15 protein-coding genes are annotated in these 17,115 nt (G+C 73.2%); 5 read left to right on the top strand and 10 right to left on the bottom strand.

The features are described from left to right. Positions 1 to 120: 120 nt before the first annotated feature. Positions 121 to 402 (bottom strand): acylphosphatase, encoded by a 282-nt coding sequence (locus G6W55_RS27165; RefSeq protein ID WP_175523433.1) that lies wholly within the window; start codon positions 400 to 402, stop codon positions 121 to 123. 191 nt (positions 403 to 593) lie between these two features. On the opposite strand from G6W55_RS27165, the gene G6W55_RS27160 reads away from it, so the two are divergent. Together G6W55_RS27160 and G6W55_RS27155 are read left to right on the top strand one after the other, a co-directional pair. Continuing rightward, positions 594 to 1,979 carry a CAP domain-containing protein gene (locus G6W55_RS27160; protein ID WP_175523432.1) on the top strand — a complete coding sequence of 462 codons (1,386 nt, stop codon included), beginning with the start codon at positions 594 to 596 and terminating at the stop codon, positions 1,977 to 1,979. Between the two features lie 92 nt (positions 1,980 to 2,071). Continuing rightward, the gene (locus G6W55_RS27155) at positions 2,072 to 2,470 is read left to right on the top strand and encodes a helix-turn-helix domain-containing protein (protein WP_175523431.1); all 399 of its coding nucleotides are present in this window, start codon (positions 2,072 to 2,074) and stop codon (positions 2,468 to 2,470) included. Here the strand turns inward: G6W55_RS27155 and mutM are convergent. The 8 genes from mutM to recG all read right to left on the bottom strand — a co-directional run bounded on the left by mutM (position 2,443) and on the right by recG (position 9,846). Next, complete coding sequence (gene mutM, locus G6W55_RS27150) at positions 2,443 to 3,303, bottom strand: bifunctional DNA-formamidopyrimidine glycosylase/DNA-(apurinic or apyrimidinic site) lyase (RefSeq protein ID WP_175523430.1); 861 nt, start codon at positions 3,301 to 3,303, stop codon at positions 2,443 to 2,445. The two genes, G6W55_RS27155 and mutM, sit on opposite strands and share 28 nt — an antisense overlap. Before the next feature lie 79 nt (positions 3,304 to 3,382). Further along, complete coding sequence (rnc, locus tag G6W55_RS27145; RefSeq protein WP_175523429.1) at positions 3,383 to 4,201, bottom strand: ribonuclease III; 819 nt, start codon at positions 4,199 to 4,201, stop codon at positions 3,383 to 3,385. Positions 4,202 to 4,220: 19 nt separating this feature from the next. Beyond that, on the bottom strand, positions 4,221 to 4,394 hold the full coding sequence (gene rpmF, locus G6W55_RS27140; protein WP_003951102.1) for a 50S ribosomal protein L32: 174 nt from the start codon (positions 4,392 to 4,394) through the stop codon (positions 4,221 to 4,223). A 2-nt stretch (positions 4,395 to 4,396) separates the two neighbouring features. After that, a complete protein-coding gene (locus G6W55_RS27135) occupies positions 4,397 to 5,050 on the bottom strand; it encodes a DUF177 domain-containing protein (RefSeq protein WP_175523428.1) in 654 nt (217 codons plus the stop codon). Between the two features lie 179 nt (positions 5,051 to 5,229). Beyond that, entirely contained in the window at positions 5,230 to 6,327 is a 1,098-nt protein-coding gene (locus G6W55_RS27130; protein WP_175523427.1) for an ATP synthase F0 subunit B, read from the bottom strand. A 58-nt stretch (positions 6,328 to 6,385) separates the two neighbouring features. Continuing rightward, positions 6,386 to 6,865, bottom strand: coding sequence for a pantetheine-phosphate adenylyltransferase (gene coaD / locus G6W55_RS27125; protein ID WP_205071415.1), 480 nt, complete (start codon positions 6,863 to 6,865; stop codon positions 6,386 to 6,388). A gap of 26 nt (positions 6,866 to 6,891) precedes the next feature. Continuing rightward, positions 6,892 to 7,476 carry a 16S rRNA (guanine(966)-N(2))-methyltransferase RsmD gene (gene rsmD / locus G6W55_RS27120; RefSeq protein WP_175523425.1) on the bottom strand — a complete coding sequence of 195 codons (585 nt, stop codon included), beginning with the start codon at positions 7,474 to 7,476 and terminating at the stop codon, positions 6,892 to 6,894. Between the two features lie 162 nt (positions 7,477 to 7,638). Next, complete coding sequence (gene recG / locus G6W55_RS27115) at positions 7,639 to 9,846, bottom strand: ATP-dependent DNA helicase RecG (RefSeq protein ID WP_175523424.1); 2,208 nt, start codon at positions 9,844 to 9,846, stop codon at positions 7,639 to 7,641. A 190-nt stretch (positions 9,847 to 10,036) separates the two neighbouring features. Here recG and G6W55_RS27110 point away from each other — a divergent pair, with 190 nt between their 5' ends. Together G6W55_RS27110 and G6W55_RS27105 are read left to right on the top strand one after the other, a co-directional pair. Further along, positions 10,037 to 11,896, top strand: a complete 1,860-nt coding sequence (locus G6W55_RS27110; RefSeq protein ID WP_030793857.1) for an HSP90 family protein — start codon at positions 10,037 to 10,039, stop codon at positions 11,894 to 11,896. Continuing rightward, a complete protein-coding gene (locus G6W55_RS27105; RefSeq protein WP_175523423.1) occupies positions 11,897 to 14,908 on the top strand; it encodes a tetratricopeptide repeat protein in 3,012 nt (1,003 codons plus the stop codon). A gap of 20 nt (positions 14,909 to 14,928) precedes the next feature. Here G6W55_RS27105 and G6W55_RS27100 read toward each other — a convergent pair whose 3' ends face one another. Then, a complete protein-coding gene (locus G6W55_RS27100; RefSeq protein WP_175523422.1) occupies positions 14,929 to 16,626 on the bottom strand; it encodes a DAK2 domain-containing protein in 1,698 nt (565 codons plus the stop codon). A gap of 270 nt (positions 16,627 to 16,896) precedes the next feature. Here G6W55_RS27100 and rpmB point away from each other — a divergent pair, with 270 nt between their 5' ends. Beyond that, complete coding sequence (rpmB, locus tag G6W55_RS27095) at positions 16,897 to 17,082, top strand: 50S ribosomal protein L28 (protein ID WP_003973430.1); 186 nt, start codon at positions 16,897 to 16,899, stop codon at positions 17,080 to 17,082. The last annotated feature ends 33 nt before the right edge of the window (positions 17,083 to 17,115 follow it).

Genomic DNA, 17,115 nt, shown 5'->3' with positions numbered 1-17,115 from the left:
TCCTTGCGTGCGGAGCATGCCATCACAAGCGATTCTTGGCAACCACCTGCTTCTTTTCGCCGGGGGCGGGTGCCGGGGGCGCCTTTCGCCGCTTCCGCGGGGCAGCCCCGCACGCGTGCCTCAGCGGATCGCGAAGCCGTCGTAGCCGCCCCGCGGTGTGTCCCATATCTCTGTGACTCCGTCCACGCGCCCGGGCGTGTCGTCGCCCGCGAGCCAGTCGAGCAGCCCCTCGCAGCCCTCCCGGGCGCCTTCCGCGACCACCTGGACCCGGCCGTCGGCCAGATTGAGAGCAAAGCCACTCAGTCCGCCGATCTCCAGCGCCTTGGCCCGGGTGAACCAGCGGAAACCCACCCCTTGGACATGTCCACGCACCCAGGCGACCAGCCGTACATCCTCGCTCATGGGTGCAACCTAACCGGGCAAAGTCCCTCGGGGCACTTCCTCCCCCTGCGCCATGCGGTACCGTCCCCTCCCAATGATTCTCATATGAAACTCACTCCTTCGAGTGAGTCGGGCCGAGCACAGGGCGTACGAGGGTCCAACCGCCCCGGCCGGCCGGTGGAAACACCGCATTGGACGAGGAAGGCAAGGACATGGGACGCCACCGACGCTCCGCCGCCGGCCGCGCCGCCACGGGCCGCGCCACGGGGGTCGCACAGCCGGACGACTCGTACCCCGGGGGCCACGACCCCCGGGGCTCGTATCCGGGCGGAGCGCGGACGATGGGCATCGCGCCGTATCTGAATCCGGAGGCGTACGCCGACTCGGTCGCACGCAGCCAGGAGTACCTCTACGCCACGGACGGGCCGTACGGCCCTGACGGCGGGGCGCAGGAGTACGCCCACGTCGGCGCCGCGGACGACTACGCGCAGAATTCCGCGCCCGACTACGCCGTCCACCACGGCCGGGCCTACGGCCGGGACCTCCCCCCGGAGCACGGCCCCGGTCTCGGCTCCGACCTCGACCGCGACTTCGTCTCGGACTTCACACCCGACTTCGCTCCCGATCTCGCTCCGGACTTCGGTCCCGGCTCCGGTCCTGACTTCGGTGCCGACGACACCGCGCTGTTCACGATGGACGGCTTCGCGCCCGACGGCGGCGCCCTGCGGCCCGGCTCGGGCCGGGGCGGCACCGGCCGGCGCCGTAAGCGCAAGCCCGCGACGCCCGTGAAGACGGGGCTGCTCGGGGTGTCGGCGGCCGTCGCGTTCGGCACGGTCGCGGTGGCCACCGGTGTGGTGCCGGGCCTGGACAGCTACCGCCTCGGGGGCGGCAGCGGTGCGGGCGACAACGTGCAGGCGGTGGACTCCCCCAGCAACTCGGCCTCCGAGTTCGGCGGCACGTCCGGCGCGGCCGACGGCGGGCGCGGCGACACCTCGACCGGCCAGGGCACGGGCAGCGCCACCTCGCCGTCCACCTCGACCTCCCCGTCGGAGTCCACGGCCTCGCCGAGCGAGACCGGCGGCGACAAGGCGGCCGAGGACACGGAGACCACTCCGGCCGAGGAGCCGACCCGGGACCCGTCCGCCGAGGCCACCACGCCCAAGGCCCCGGAGAAGACCGAGGCGCCCCGGAAACCGGAGACCCCGGCGACCGTCTCCGCCGAGACCCTGGCCGCGGCCCAGGTCCTCAAGCTGGTCAATCAGGAGCGGTCCGAGGCCGGGCTCGGCGCGCTCACCGCGAGCAGCCCGCTGGCGGAACTGGCCGAGCAGTTCAGCGACGACATGGCCGCCCAGGGCTTCTTCGACCACACCTCCCCGGACGGACTGACCCCCTGGGACCGCGCCACGAACGCCGGCGTCTCCGGACTCGGCGGCGAGAACATAGCCCGGGGCCAGACCGACGCGGCCGCCGTCATGGACGCCTGGATGAACAGCCCCGGCCACAAGGCGAACATCCTGAACCCCGACTTCAAGACCCTGGGCGTCGGCGTCCACTTCGGCGCGGGCGGCCCTTGGTGGACCCAGGACTTCGGCTACTAGGGCCGACCGACCACGGAAGCTCCTGGCCAGGGGCGCTGTCCCCGGGGTAGCGCGTTCTGATGGTTTGCGCTGTGTTCGCGTACGCTCGGGGGATGAGCAGCGCGGAGCGAGCGGTGGAGCAGGGGCTTCCGTACGACGTGTTCGCCAAGGCGTGTCCCTCGCGCGGGACGCTGGAGCATGTCACCGGGCGGTGGGGCGGGCTGACGCTCGGGGCGCTGCACGAGGGGTCGCTGCGGTTCAACGAGCTGCGGCGGCGGGTCGACGGGGTGAGCGAGAAGATGCTCTCGCAGACGCTGCACGCGCTGGAGCGCGACGGGCTGGTGCACCGTGAGGCCCAGCCGACCAATCCGCCCCGGGTGGACTACGAGCTGACCCCGCTGGGCCATGAGGTCGCCGGACGGCTGCTGGCCCTCATCCACTGCGTGGAGGGGCGGATGGACGACGTCCTGGCCGCCCGGGAGCGCTACGACGCGGCGCGCGGCGCCCTCTGACACGTCGGGCAGAAGTAGCTGGAGCGGTTCATCCAGGGCCGGCGCCGCATCGGCGTACCGCACCGCTTGCAGGGCAGGCCCTCGCGCCCGTACGCGTCCAGGGACCGGTCGAAGTAGCCCGACTCGCCGTTGACGTTGACGTACAGGCTGTCGAAGCTGGTGCCGCCGACGGAGAGGGCCGCGTTCATCACGTCCCGGACGTGGCCCAGCAGTTCGAAGGTGCGCGGGCGGGTGAAGGTGCCGGTCGGGCGGTCGTAGTGCAGGCGGGAGCGCCAGAGCGCCTCGTCGGCGTAGATGTTGCCGACGCCGCTGATCAGCGACTGGTCGAGCAGGGCCCGCTTGATGGTGGTCCGCTTGCGGCGCAGCGCCTGGTGGAACGCCTCGTCGTCGAACAGCGGGTCGAGGGGGTCGCGGGCGATGTGCCCGATGACGTCGGGCAGTCCGTCCGCGGTGGTGTCGTGCAGGGAGAGGCCGCCGAAGGTGCGCTGGTCGACGAAGCGCAGTTCGGTGTCCACGGTGTCGGCGAACCGCACCCGGACGCGCAGATGCCGCTCGTCGGGCGCGGCGTGCGGCTGGACCAAGAGTTGGCCGCTCATCCCGAGGTGGGCGAGGATCGCCTGCCCGGAGTCCTCCAGCGGCAGCCACAGGTACTTGCCGCGACGGCTGGGGGTGCCGATCCGGTGGCCCGCCAGACGGTGCGCGAAGTCGTCGGCGCCCGCGAGATGGCGACGGACGGCACGGGGGTGCAGCACCTCGGCGTCGGCGACCGTGCGATGGGCGACCCATCGCTCCAGACCGCGCCGGACGACCTCGACCTCGGGCAACTCGGGCATGGATCCCCCGTACGGAACGCCCGCCCCCGGGTGGGAGGCGGGCGTTCGTCTCGTACTTGTGTTCCTGTGCGGGTGTTCGTCAGGCGGAGGCGGCGGACTCGGGGTCCACCGAGGCGTCGGCGGCCGCGGCGGCCGTGGCCGCCTTCGCCGCCTCGGCGCGCTCGTCCGCCGCGGCCCGGATGGACCGCCAGGCGGACTCGGCGGCCTGCTGCTCCGCCTCCTTCTTGCTGCGGCCGGTGCCGGTGCCGTACGAGACGCCTCCGACGCGGGCGGCAGCAGTGAAGGTCTTCTCGTGATCGGGGCCGGTCTCCGTGACCAGGTACTCGGGGACACCGAGCCCTTCGGTCGCGGTCAGCTCCTGGAGACTGGTCTTCCAGTCCAGGCCGGCTCCGAGGTTCGAGGACTTCTCGATCAGCGGGTCGAACAGGCGGTGCACCAGTTCGGAGGCCGCGTCGAGGCCCTGGTCGAGATAGACCGCGCCGATCACCGCTTCGAGGGTGTCGGCGAGGATGGACGCCTTGTCCCGGCCGCCCGTGCCCTCTTCACCACGGCCGAGCCGGATGAAGGCGCCCAGGTCGAGGCCACGGCCGACCTCCGCCAGCGCACGCGAGTTGACCACCGCGGCCCGCAACTTGGCCAACTGGCCTTCGGGCAGGTCGGGGTGGGTGCGGTACAGCGTGTCCGTGACGACGAGACCGAGCACGGAGTCCCCGAGGAACTCCAGCCGTTCGTTCGTCGGCAGACCGCCGTTCTCGTACGCGTAGGAGCGGTGGGTCAGCGCACGCACCAGAAGGGCGGACTCGAGCCGATAGCCGAGCCGCCCTTCCAGAAGCGTGTGGGACGAGGCCGCGTTGTCCGCCTGTTTCTTGGCGGTCGAGTCCGCCTTGGCGTCAGACATGAAGCCTCTCACCAGCCGCTCAGACCTCGAGGACCTGGCGCTTGTTGTAGGTGCCGCAAGACGGGCACGCGATGTGCTGCTGCTTGGGCTCGTGGCAGCGCTCGCACGCAACCAGGGTGGGGACCGCAGCCTTCCACTGCGACCGGCGGTGGCGCGTGTTGCTGCGCGACATCTTCCGCTTCGGAACAGCCACGGCTACTTCTCCTGCTTCTCGTTGGCGCGCGCCGAACCGGGCGCTTCGCCACTCATCTCGTCCTTCTCGCCGTCTCCGAGTGAACCGGCGAGTCCCTGCAATGCCGCCCAACGGATGTCGGTGGCGTCGTGGTGGTGCCCCGGGTCGTCCGCCAGCCGGGCTCCGCACTCGGAGCACAGGCCGGGACAGTCGTCCTGGCACACCGGCTGCATCGGCAGTGCGAGCACCACCGCGTCCCGCAGCACGGGTTCGAGGTCGAACATGCCGTCCTCGATGAAGAGCCTGTCCTCGTCGTCCTCGGCGTCGTCGGCCGGTTCCGCCTTCACGCGGCCCCGGTCATCGGCGTCAGGGTACGAGAACATCTCCTGGAAGTCCGCTTCGAGCGCTAGCTCCAGCGGCTCCAGACACCTTACGCACTCCCCCTCGGCCTGTGCACGGGCGGTGCCTGTGACGAGCACACCTTCCATGACCGACTCGAGTCGGAGTTCGAGCTCCACCGGGGCGCCTTCCGGCACTCCGACGACGCCCGGGATGCCGAGATCCACGGGTGCGTCGATCACGCGGGTCAGGCGCTGTAGCGCGCCAGGACGCCGGCCCAGCTCGTGCGTGTCGAACACGAGGGGGTTGCGGTGGTCCAGCCGTGCGTTGGGAGCCATTCCTGCTTTCGATCTTCCAAGCTCTGAGGGTCGCCGCCCTTCGGTGTTCCGGGCGACGATGATCGCGGGCGGATACGAAGGCAGCAAAACCGACGAACGCACACGCGACCGAAGAGCCAGGATACTGGAGCTTTCCCGCTCAGCCCAATCCGGGGCCCCGCGCGGGCCGCCCCGGCGTCCTACAGACCGCGTTCCTGCTCGTAGGCCCGCAGTTGCTCCGGGCTGATCATGCCGGTGTCGAAGAGGCTGGTCTCGTCGAGGGCGTACCCGGGCTGCTGCTGCGGCTGCTGCATCTGCTGTGGGATCTGCTGCATCTGCTGCGGGTCGTAGGCGGCCTGCTGGGCGTCGTAGCCCTGATAGGCGTACGGGTCGGCCTCCTGGTAGCCGTACGGGTCCGGCTGCTGGCCGTAGCCCTGCTGCTGGGCGTAGCCGCCCGCGTAGGGGTCGGGCTGCTGCTGGTAGGCGTAGGCGTCCTGCGGGACGCCCTGCGCCGCCTCCTGCGGCTGCTGCTGCTCGTAGGGGCCGGGCGCGGGCTGCTGTGCGGCCCGGGTGTCCTGCTCGGCGAGGGCGGCCAGGTCGGCGAGGTAGTCGGCGTCCGAGGAGTGCTGGAAGGTCGAGTCGTCGTCGGCGAGGGCGCCGAGGGCGTCGGTGGCGATCCGGCCGTGCAGCTTCTGGCGGCCCTTGCCGACCGCCTCCAGGGTCTTGCTGAGGACCGCCTCGAAGGCGCCCAGCTTGACGTCCACATAGGCGTCCGCGTCGCGGCGCAGGGTCTCGGGGTCGTGGCTGCGCTCGGGGGCGTCCTCGTCCTCGTAGCCCTGTTCGTCCAGGCCCGGGCCGGTGCCGAGGAGCTTCTCGCGGCCGCGGCCGACGGAGCCGATCGTCTTGGTGAGGACGACCTCGAAGTTGGCGAGCTTGGAGTCGACGTAGTCGTCGGCCTCGGCGCGGATCTCCTCGGCCTCCTGGCGGGCCTCGGCGAGGATGCGGTCCGCCTCGGCCTGGGAGCGGCGGGCGATCTCGGTGTCGGAGATCAGGGAGCCGCGCTCGGCGTGCGCGCCGGAGATGATCCGCTCGGCCTCCTGGCGGGCCTGCTCGACCATCTGCTCACGGCCGCCGATCAGCTCCCGGGCCTCGGCGAGCGAGTCGGGCAGGGCCGCGCGCACCTCTTCCAGCAGGGCGAGCAGCTCGGCGCGGTTGATCACGCACGAGGCCGACATGGGCATCGACCGGGCACTGGAGACCGTGGTGACGATCTCGTCGAGCTTCTTCTGCACGTCCACCGGTTGCTCGCCACTCTCTGAAACTGTGTTGGAGACGGACGGGACGACTGTAGCCCCATCAGCCCGCGCGCAGGCGGGCGTCGAGGGCGTCGAGGACCACCGGGGGCACCAGGTGGGAGACGTCGCCGCCCCAGGTGGCCACTTCCTTGACCAGGGAGGAGGACAGGAAGCTGTAGGTGGGGTTGGTGGGGACGAAGAGCGTCTCGACTCCGGAGAGGCCGTTGTTCATCTGGGCCATCTGAAGCTCGTAGTCGAAGTCGCTGACCGCGCGCAGGCCCTTGACGATGGCCGGGATGTCGCGCTGCTTGCAGAAGTCGACCAGGAGGCCGTGGAATGCCTCGACGCGGACGTTCCCGTATTCGCCGGTGACCTGGCGGATCAGGTCGATCCGCTCGTCGACGTCGAACAGGCCCTTCTTGGACTTGTTGATCATCACCGCGACATAGACCTCGTCGTACAGACGGGAGGCGCGGGAGATGATGTCGAGATGTCCATTGGTGATCGGGTCGAACGACCCGGGACAGACGGCGCGGCGCACTTGAGATCCCTCGCTCTCCGGTCCGGTCATCGTGCGTCTTCGCACGTAGAGGCGGCGCGACCGTACCAAAACGTTCCCTCGCCGTAGCGACGGGCCCGGAGTCCTTCGAAACCGTCCGGCCAGTGGAACTCCCCGCCTCTGGTGCTGCGCTCCACGGTGACGAGGGCGCGCGCCGCGAGCCAGCCCCCCGAGCGGAGTGTGAGCAGGATCTCCCGAAGATCGTCGTCCGTGACGGCGTACGGCGGATCGAGGAAGACCAGGTCGTACGGTGCCGGTGGCGCGGTCTGGATGATCTGGCGGGCCTTGCCCGCGCGGACCTCGGCGCCGGGGAGGGCGAGGCTCTTCACGTTCTCCCGGACGACGCGGGCGGCGCGGGTGTCGGCCTCGACGAGGAGGGCGTGGCCGGCGCCGCGGGAGAGGGCCTCCAGGCCGACGGCGCCCGATCCGGCGTAGAGGTCCAGGATCCGTTCGCCGTCGAGGGGGCCGCCGAGCAGGGACTGCCAGGTGGAGAACAGGCCCTCCTTGGCGCGGTCGGAGGTGGGGCGGGTGCCGGTCCCTGGCGGGACGGCCAGTCGGCGTCCGCCGGCCGTGCCGGCGATCACGCGGGTCATCTTCGGGTCCTTGGTCGTGACGGCGGGTGTGCGTTCAGTGTGGCCGGTCGCGGGGGTCTCCGCGCTCGCTGGGGGCGGTCCGGGGCGGTCTCCGCGGTCGCTGGGGCGGTCGCTGTGGTCTCCGCGGTCTGCGGGGACGGTCGCCGGGGCGGTCCGGGGCGCTCATCCCTTCTCCAGGTACTGCTCCCGTTCCTCGTCCACCAGGGCGTCCAGGGCGGTGCGCAGTCCGGGGTGCGCGGTCAGGTCCGGGTCCGCCTCGACGACGGCCACCGCCTCCTCGCGGGCCTGCTCGATGACCTCCTCGTCCTCGATGACCGCCAGGACGCGCAGGGAGGAGCGGGCGCCGGACTGGGCCTGGCCGAGGACATCGCCCTCGCGGCGCTGTTCGAGGTCGATGCGGGACAGCTCGAAGCCGTCGAGGGTGGCGGCGACGGCGCCGAGCCGCTGCCGGGCCGGGCTGGCCTCCGGCATCTCGGTGACCAGGAGGCACAGGCCGGGGGCCGAGCCGCGCCCCACCCGGCCGCGGAGCTGGTGGAGCTGGGAGACGCCGAAGCGGTCGGCGTCCATGATCACCATCGCGGTGGCGTTCGGGACGTTGACGCCGACCTCGATGACGGTCGTGGCGACCAGGACGTCGGTGTCCCCGGCGGCGAAGCGCCGCATCACGGCGTCCTTGTCGTCGGGGTGCATCCTGCCGTGCAGCACCTCCACGGTGAGCCCGTGCAGCGGGCCCTCGGCGAGGTGGTCGGCCACGTCGAGGACGGCGAGCGGGGGGCGCTTCTCCGCCTCGTCCTCCGGGGACTTCTTCCGCCCGGCCTTCCTGGGGTCGTCCTCCTCGTCGCCGATGCGGGGGCAGACGACGTACGCCTGATGGCCGTTCGCCACCTCCTCGCGCACGCGCTCCCAGGCGCGGGCCAGGAAGTGGGGTTTGTCTGCGGCCGGGACGACATGGCTGGCGATGGGCGAGCGGCCGGCCGGGAGCTGGTCGAGGACCGAGGTCTCCAGGTCGCCGAAGACGGTCATCGCGACCGTGCGCGGGATCGGGGTGGCGGTCATGACGAGCAGATGCGGGGGCTGGGTGCCCTTGCCGCGCAGGGCGTCGCGCTGTTCGACGCCGAAGCGGTGCTGTTCGTCCACCACGACCAGGCCCAGGTCGTGGAAGCGCACCTTGTCCTCGATCAGGGCGTGGGTGCCGATCACGATGCCGGCCTCGCCGGTGACCAGGTCCAGGAGGGCCTGGCGGCGGGCGGCGGCGCCCATGGAACCGGTGAGCAGCACGACCTTGGTGGCGCGGTCCGCACCGCCCAGCATGCCGCCTTCGGCCAGTTCGCCCATCATCTCCACGACGGAGCGGTGGTGCTGCTGGGCGAGCACCTCGGTGGGGGCGAGGAGGGCGGCCTGTCCGCCCGCGTCGACGACGGCGAGCATGGCGCGCAGGGCGACGAGCGTCTTGCCGGAGCCGACCTCGCCCTGGAGCAGCCGGTGCATCGGATGGTCGGTCGCCAGGTCGTCGAAGATCTCGGCGGAGACCTTGCGCTGGCCGTCGGTGAGGGTGAAGGGCAGCCGGTCGTCGAAGGCGGAGAGCAGACCGTCGGCGGCGGGCCGGCGCGGGACGGCCGGGAGCTGGGCGTCGGCGTGCCGGCGGCGGGCCAGGGCGACCTGGAGGACGAACGCCTCGTCCCACTTCAGACGGGTGCGGGCGGCGTCGATGTCGGCCTTGGTGTGGGGGCGGTGGATCTTGAGGAGGGCCTCGGGCAGGGAGACCAGGCCGCGGCCCTCGCGCAGGCTCTCCGGGAGCGGGTCGACGGCCTCCTGGGCGCTGGGCAGGACGGTCTGGACCGCCTTGCCGATCTTCCAGGACTCCAGCTTGGCGGTGGCGGGGTAGAGCGGGATCAGCGCGCCCGCCCAGGTCTCGACGGCCTCCTCGGTGTCGCCGCGCAGCAGTTCGTACGCCGGGTGGGCGAGCTGGAGGCGGCGGTTGAAGACGGACACCTTGCCGGCGAACATCGCGCGGGTGCCCGGCAGGAGTTCCTTGTGCGGCTTGTGCACGCCGTTGCCGAAGAAGACCAGTTGGAGCCGGCCGTGGCCGTCGGTGATGGTGACCTCGAGCCGCTGGCCCTTGCCGCGCGGGGACTTGGCGGAGGCGAAGGAGTGCAGCCGGGCGTCGGCGACCATGGCGACCACCGTGACGTGTTCGTCCATGGGGAGGTCGGCGAGGTGGGTGAGCTGGCCCCGCTCCTCGTATCTGCGCGGATAGTGGTGCAGGAGATCGCCGACGGTGTGCAGGCCGAGATGCTCGGCCATCACCTTCGCGGTAGGTGGGCCGAGCACCTTTTTCAGCGGTTCTTCGAGTGCGGGCACGAGATCCATTGCACACCACCGCACTGACAACGGTGGACACGCGTCACCCACATTGCCGGATCCTTATCCCGAAACCCCTGGTCAGACGGCTCGTTCGGGCCCTAGGATGGCGCGCCTCCAGCCATCATCCGCGGTCACCGCCCCACCGGGACCGCCCGACCCCGCGCCGTGCCCGACCCCAACCCGCGGCGCCGTAGCGATGGACTCCCAGACCTCACAGGCATCCCAGGCAACTCCGTCACCACACACCTTCCAGGTCGACCTGCGTGGTCTGGTGGACCTGCTGTCCCATCATCTGTACTCAAGTCCCAAGGTCTACCTGCGCGAGCTGCTCCAGAACGCCGTGGACGCCATCACGGCGCGCCGGGCCGAGGAGCCCGACGCCCCGGCGCGGGTGCGGCTGTTCGCGGCCGACGGCGCGCTGCGGGTGGAGGACTCCGGCGTCGGGCTCACCGAGGCCGATGTGCACACCCTGCTGGCGACCATCGGGCGCAGCTCCAAGCGGGCGGACGACCTGCGGGAGGCGCGCGCCGACTTCCTCGGGCAGTTCGGCATCGGACTGCTGGCCTGCTTCGTGGTCGCCGAGCGGATCCGGGTGGTCAGCCGCAGCTCCCGCACCCCGGACGCGCCGCCCGTGGAGTGGACGGCGCGCGACGACGGTTCGTACACCGTGCGGACGCTGCCGCACGAGGAGCGGCCCGAACCGGGCACCACCGTGCACCTGGTGGCGCGGGCCGGGGCCGCGGAGTGGCTCACCGAGGAGCGGGTGCTCCGGCTGGCCCGCGACTTCGGCTCGCTGCTGCCGTACGACGTGCGGGTGGGCGAGGAGGCGGTCACCGATCTGCCGGCGCCCTGGGACCGGCCGTACGCCTCCCCCGCCAACCGGCGGGTGGCGCTGGCCCGGCACTGCCACCAGCTCTTCGGGTTCACGCCGCTGGACACGATCGAGCTGGACGTGCCGGCGGCGGGGGTGCGCGGGGTGGCGTACGTGCTGCCGGCCGCGGTCAGTCCGGCGCAGCGGGCCACGCACCGGGTGCACCTCAAGGGCATGCTGCTGACCGAGCGCGCCGAGCAACTGCTGCCCGACTGGGCGTTCTTCGTGCGCTGTGTGCTCGACACCGACAGTCTGCGGCCGACGGCCTCGCGCGAGTCGCTGTACGAGGACGAGACGCTGGCCGCCGTCCGGGAGGCGCTGGGCGAGCGGATCCGGGCCTGGCTGACCGGGCTCGCGGCCGGTGACCCGGAGCGGCTCGGGGCGTTCCTCGCCGTGCACCACCTGGGGGTCAAGTCCCTGGCGCGGCACGACAAGGAGATGCTGCGCACGATGCTGCCGTGGCTGCCCTTCGAGACGACCGACGGGCGGCTGTCGCTGGAGGAGTTCGCGCAGCGCCACCCGGTGGTGCACTTCACGCGCACGGTGGAGGAGTACCGGCAGGTCGCGCCGATCGCGTCCGCGCAGGGCGTCGGGGTGATCAACGGCGGTTACACCTACGACAGCGAGCTGGTCGAGGCGCTGCCGTCGGTGCGGCCGGGGACGGTGGTCGCCGAGCTGGACGCGGACACCGTGACGGCCCATCTGGACTCGGTGGACCCTGCGGAGGAGCTGGCGCTGGCGGGGTTCCTCGCGGTGGCGCGGGCGAAGCTGGACCCGCTGGGCTGCGACGTGGTCCTGCGGGCCTTCCATCCGCTGTCGGTGCCCGCGCTGCACCTGGACGACCGGGCGGCCCGGCACGAGCAGGCGCGCGCCGAGGCCGAGGCGCAGGCCGACGATCTGTGGGCGGGCATCCTGGGCTCGCTGCGCGGCAGCGCCCCGCGCGCGCGTCTGGTGCTGAACCATCTCAACCCGCTGATCCGGCGGATCAGTTCGCTCGGGGAGCCCGAACTGATCGGCACCGCCACCGAGTCGCTGTACGGGCAGGCGCTGCTGATGGCGCAGCGGCCGCTGCGGCCGGCGGACTCGGCGCTGCTGAACCGGGCGTTCATCGGCCTGCTGGAGTGGGCCACGCACGGCGAGGCCGTTCCCGGTTCCGATTCCGACACCGCGGGGGGCGGTCACTGAATGAGCGAGATCACGGACTTCGACGCCCTGCGCCGGGCGATGGCGGAGAACGGCGAGCGGCCGGAGGGCCCGGCGCGCAACGCGCGCGCGGAGCAGTTGCTGGTGGCGGCCGAGCGGCTGAACGAGCCGCTCGCGGTGATCGAGGCGCTCGGGCACCAGCTCAAGGTCTACAACTACAGCTCCGAGAAGGCGAAGATGTTCGTCCCGTTCGCGCGGCTGCTGCGCATGTGGGACGAACGGCCCGGGGACTTCGACGAGTACGAGACGCACGCGCTGCACTGGGTCTTCAAGTGGATGTCGGCCGGCATGCTGGACCAGCCGCACATCCCGCTGGCGTCGGTCGAGAAGTGGCTCGGCGAGATGGACCACCGCTACCGGCTGGCCGGGCACTCGGAGCGCGCGGTGCGCAGCGCCGAGCTGAGCGTGGCCGCGCACGTCGGGGACACTGCGCGCGCGGAGCGGGCGTTCGACGCCTGGCTGGCCGCGGACCGGGACGCGATGGCCGACTGTCACGCGTGCGAGCTGCACGGGCAGGGCTGGTGGCACGCCGAGAACGGCCGGGACGCGCAGGCGCTGGAACTGTGGGCGCCGGTACTGGAGGGCGCGTACACCTGCGCGCATGAGCCGCACACCGTGCTGGCGTCGTCGCTGGTGCCGCTGCTGCGGCTGGGCCGCGCGGACGAGGCGCGCGCCAACCATCTGCGGGGTTTCCGGCTGGTGCGGCCGATGGAGAGCATGCGGGGCGCGTACGCCGACCATGTGGAGTTCTGCGCGCTGACCGGCAACGAGGCGCGCGGTCTGGAGCTGCTGGCGGAGCGGCCGGCGTACTTCACGGACGACGGGCATCCGCGCAGCAGGCTGGAGTTCCTGTGCGTGGTGGCGCTGCTGATGGAGCGCCTTGCGGACATGGGCCTGGAGGGGCAGCGGGTGCCGGGTCCGGCGGGGCGGGAGTGGACGGCGGCCGAGCTCGCCGCGCACGCGCGCGCGGAGGCCCTGGCGCTGGCCGCGCGGTTCGACGAGCGCAACGGCACAGCGCACATCGGTGAGCGGGCCCGCGCGCGGATGGCACAGCGCCCGCTGGTGGAGCGGCTGCCGCTGGGGGTGCGGGCCGCGCGTCCGGCCCCTGCCGCGCCGCCCTCGGCCGGGGAGGCCGGTGCGGCATCGGCCTCCCCGGCCGAGGGGGCGGGCGCGGAGGGTCTGGAGGCGCTGATCGCCGAGGCCAGGCGGCTGTCGGACACACTGCGGCCGAACGCCGTGGAGGCGTGGGCGGCGGTGGCCCGGGCCGCCAAGGCCATGGAGGACACGGAGGGCACGGCGGACACGGAGGGCACGGAGGGGGCCGGGCTGGACGCGCGGGACCGTGCGGAGATCGCCGACCACGCGGCGATCGCACTCGGCCCGGAGGGCGCTGAAACGTTCGCGCGGGCCGCCGAGCTGTACGCGGAGGCGGGCGACCCCGGCGAGGCCCTGGCGGCACACGCGCGTGCGGCGTACGTCCACGCGCTCGCCGAGGACGACGTCCCAGGCGCGCTCACCGCGGTCGCCGGCCCCTACGACGAGGTCCTCGCGCTGTACGCCGACGGCGGCACCGGGGTGCGGCAGGCGGCGGGCGTGCTGATGTCCCGGGCGCGGATCCTGATGCGCTCCGTGCACACGGCCGAGGGGCCCGTCCCGGAGCCGGTCCTCGCCGACGCGGAGAGCGCCGTACGGGAGGTGCTGGCGCTCGTCGAGGGGCGGACCGACGACGACGTACGGCTGGCCGCGCGGGTCGCCGAGGCGCACGCGATGCTCGCGGAGCTGGCCACGCGCTCGGGGGACCCGGAGTCGGGCGCGGAGCTGTTCGCGCGGGCGGCGGCGGAGTTCACCGGGGCCGGGCTGCCGTGGTTCGCCGTGGAGTACGAGGCCCGGCTGGCCGGGCTCGCGCACCATCTGGGCGACATGGTGGAGGCGGAGCGGGCGCTGCGGGCGGCCCTGGAGCACGGCGGGCCGTATCTGGAGCCCGTGGGCCGGGCCCAGCTCCATCTCCAGCTCGCCGAGGTGGTCGGGGGCCGAGGGCAGGCCGACGAGGCCACGGAGCACGCCCTGGAGGCCGCGCACTGGGCCGACGAGTCGGGCGAGGGCCCGGCGTTCGGCGCGTGGGCGCGTCATCAGCTCGGCGGCTATCTGGTCCGCCAGGGCCGCTGGGCGGAGGCCGCCGAGGTGCTGGAGTCGGCGCTGGCCGACCTGAACGCCGAGACGCACGGCGACGGGCCGGTCGTGCAGACGATGTGGTGGCTGGGCGACTGTCTGGCCGAGCTGGGCGAGCACCGGGACGCGGCCGAGCGCCGGCTCAGGGCCGCCGAGATCGCCCGGCACTGGCCCGAGCAGCACGACCACGCGACGCTCGCGCATCTGGCCGCCGAGTCGCTCGGGCAGGCGGGGCTGCACGCCGACGCCGACCAGGCGTACGCGCGTGCGGGCGAGCTGTGGCGGGCCCTGGGCAATGTGCACGGGCTGGTGCGCTCGTTGCGGGCCCGGGCCTGGCTGGCGCTGCGCACGGACGACGGCACGGACACCGCGCGCGGGCTGATGACGAGCGCGGTGGAGGAGTGCGCGGACGCGCTCGGCGCGACGGACGACGAGGAGGCGCGGCTGCGTCTTGTCGCCGAGCTGGGGCACACGCACCGCCAGTTCGGGGACCTGCTGGCCCGTTCGGCGGGCGAGGACGCCGACGACGACGCGATCCGGGCCACCCTGGAGGAGGCGCTGTCGCAGGTGGCGGAGGCGGTCGCGGTGTTCGTGGGGCTCGGCGAGGACGGGCTGCCGGCCCGGACCGGCGCCGAGCTGGCGGCGGGCTGGCTGGAGACGGACCTGGGCCGCCCGGCGGCCGCGGCGGCCCGCGCGCGTGCCGTGCTGCGGGCCTATCCGGAGGACGAGGCGGCCCGGGGCGGCGAGGACGGCGGTCCCGCGCGGGCGCGGCGCGCGGAGGCGGAGCAGCTCCTCCAGGTGGTGGCGGAGCAGACGGCGGACTGAGCGAGCCCCGCCCCGGGGAGCTACTCCACGCCGATGAGCAGCAGCGCGCCCTGCCGCCCGCCCCGGTACACCACCGTGTCGACGGCGAGGTACGCCTCCCGCACGCGTGCCTCCAGGTGCTCGGCGATCCCCTCGGGGGCGTCGTCGCCGAGCACCAGGGTGACCAGTTCGCCGCCCGCCGACAGCATCCGGTTCAGGACGCTCACGGCGGTCTCGGTGACATCGGCGCCGATGACGGCGACGTCCCCGTCGACCAGGCCGAGGATGTCGCCGGCCTGGCAGATGCCCGCCATGGTCCAGGACTGGCGTTCGGCGACGACGACCTCGGCGTGCCGGGTCGCGCCGGCCGCCGAGGTCATCGAGACGACGTCCTCGTCGAAGCGGCGCCCCGGCTCGTGCACGGCGAGGGCGGCGATCCCCTGGACCGCCGAGCGGGTCGGGATCAGGGCCACCCGGATGCCCTCGGCACGGGCCTGTTCGGCGGCTGCGGCCGCGGTGTGCCGCAGCTCGGCGTCGTTGGGCAGCAGCACGACCTCGCGCGCGTGGGCCCGCCGTACGGCCTCGACCAGCTCGCCGCTGGCGGGCGGCTCCCCGGGGCGCGCCAGGACGGCGGTCGCGCCGGCCTCGGTGTAGAGCCCGGCCAGGCCCTCGCCCGGCACCACGGCGACGACCGCCCGCTGGGCGCGCTCGCGCAGCGGACGCTCTCCCACGCGCGCGTGCGCGTCACCGGCCCCGAAGTGCGTGATCCGGATCTGGTACGGCCGTCCCGCCTCGACGCCCGCCTCCACGGCCGCGCCGGCGTCGTCGACATGGACGTGGACGTTCCACAGGCCGTCGCCGCCGACCACCACGAGCGAGTCCCCGAGGGCGTCCAGGCGGCGCCGCAGCCGGGCGACGGCCGTGTCCTCGGCCTCCAGGAGGTAGATCACCTCGAAGGCCGGGCCGCCGTCCTCGCCGTCCGCCCCGTCGGCGCAGCTCTCCGCGGGCCCGGCGAGCGAATCGGGAAGGGCGTCCACGCGTGCGTGCGCGCCGTCGGGCGCCGTCGTGAGGAGCGCCGGGGCCTCCCCGGCGAAGGTCTCCACCAGCGCGGCGAGCACCGCGACCAGTCCCCGGCCGCCCGCGTCGACCACCCCGGCGCGCGCCAGGACGGCGAGCTGGGCGGGGGTCGCGGCGAGCGCCTCGCAGGCGCCCCGGTGGGCGGCCCGGGCGACCGTCACGCAGTCGCCCTCGGCCCCGTCGGCGGCGTCCGCGGCGGCCGAGGCGACGGACAGGACCGTGCCCTCGACAGGGTGGGCGACCGCCAGCCGGGCGGAGTCGGCGGCCCGGCGCAGCGCGAGCCGCAGGCCCTCCCCGCCGGTGTGCGCGGCCCCGCCCTCGGCGGCCAGCACCTGGGCCATGCCGCGCAGCAACTGGGCGAGGATCGTGCCGGAGTTCCCGCGCGCCCCGATGAGGGCGCCGTGCGCCATCGCGCGCACGGCGTCGGCGAGGGAGGGCGCGCCGCCGTCGGCGCCCGCCTCGTAGCCCGCGAACACGGCCTCGACGGCGGTCGCCGCGGACTCGACCGTCAGATAGAGGTTGGTGCCGGTGTCCCCGTCCGCGACGGGGTACACGTTGATCGCGTCGATCTCCTCACGCGCGCGTCCCAGCGCCGCGAGGGCGAGGCCGCACCAGGTGCGCACCGCGAGAGCATCGAGAAATGTCTGCGGGGCGTGCGCCACCTGCGCCTCCTTGAGCTGCTGGACTGGACGCAGCGTAGACCCCGGGCCCGGGACCGCCGGACGGAGGTGGGCCGGGGCGGGGGCCCGGCCGGGCGGAGGGCCCTGAGCAGCCATGGTAGTTTCGTTCTACTGGCGCAGTCGTTGTATGCTGCTCCGGTTGCCCGATCCTGATCGGGCCATTCCCCCCGGCAGCGCCACTCAGATCCTACGATCCTGATCCCGGCTTGTCGGGATCATCCGTAAGTGCATCTGAAGTCTTTGGAGTGACCCGTGGCTGCCAACTGCGACGTCTGCGGCAAGGGGCCGGGCTTCGGCAACAACATCTCGCACTCGCACCGCCGTACGTCCCGTCGCTGGAACCCGAACATCCAGCGTGTGCGTACCGTGGTGAGCGGGACGCCGAAGCGCGTGAACGCCTGCACCTCGTGCATCAAGGCCGGCAAGGTCTCGCGCTGACGCTCCGCTGAGCGCGCGGCCATGTCGGTTCGC

The sequence above is a fragment of the Streptomyces sp. CAI-85 genome (assembly GCF_013363615.1).
Lineage (GTDB): Bacteria > Actinomycetota > Actinomycetes > Streptomycetales > Streptomycetaceae > Streptomyces > Streptomyces antibioticus_B.
Note: the sequence above shows the minus strand (reverse complement) of the source record. Positions and strands in the feature narration are given on the sequence as shown.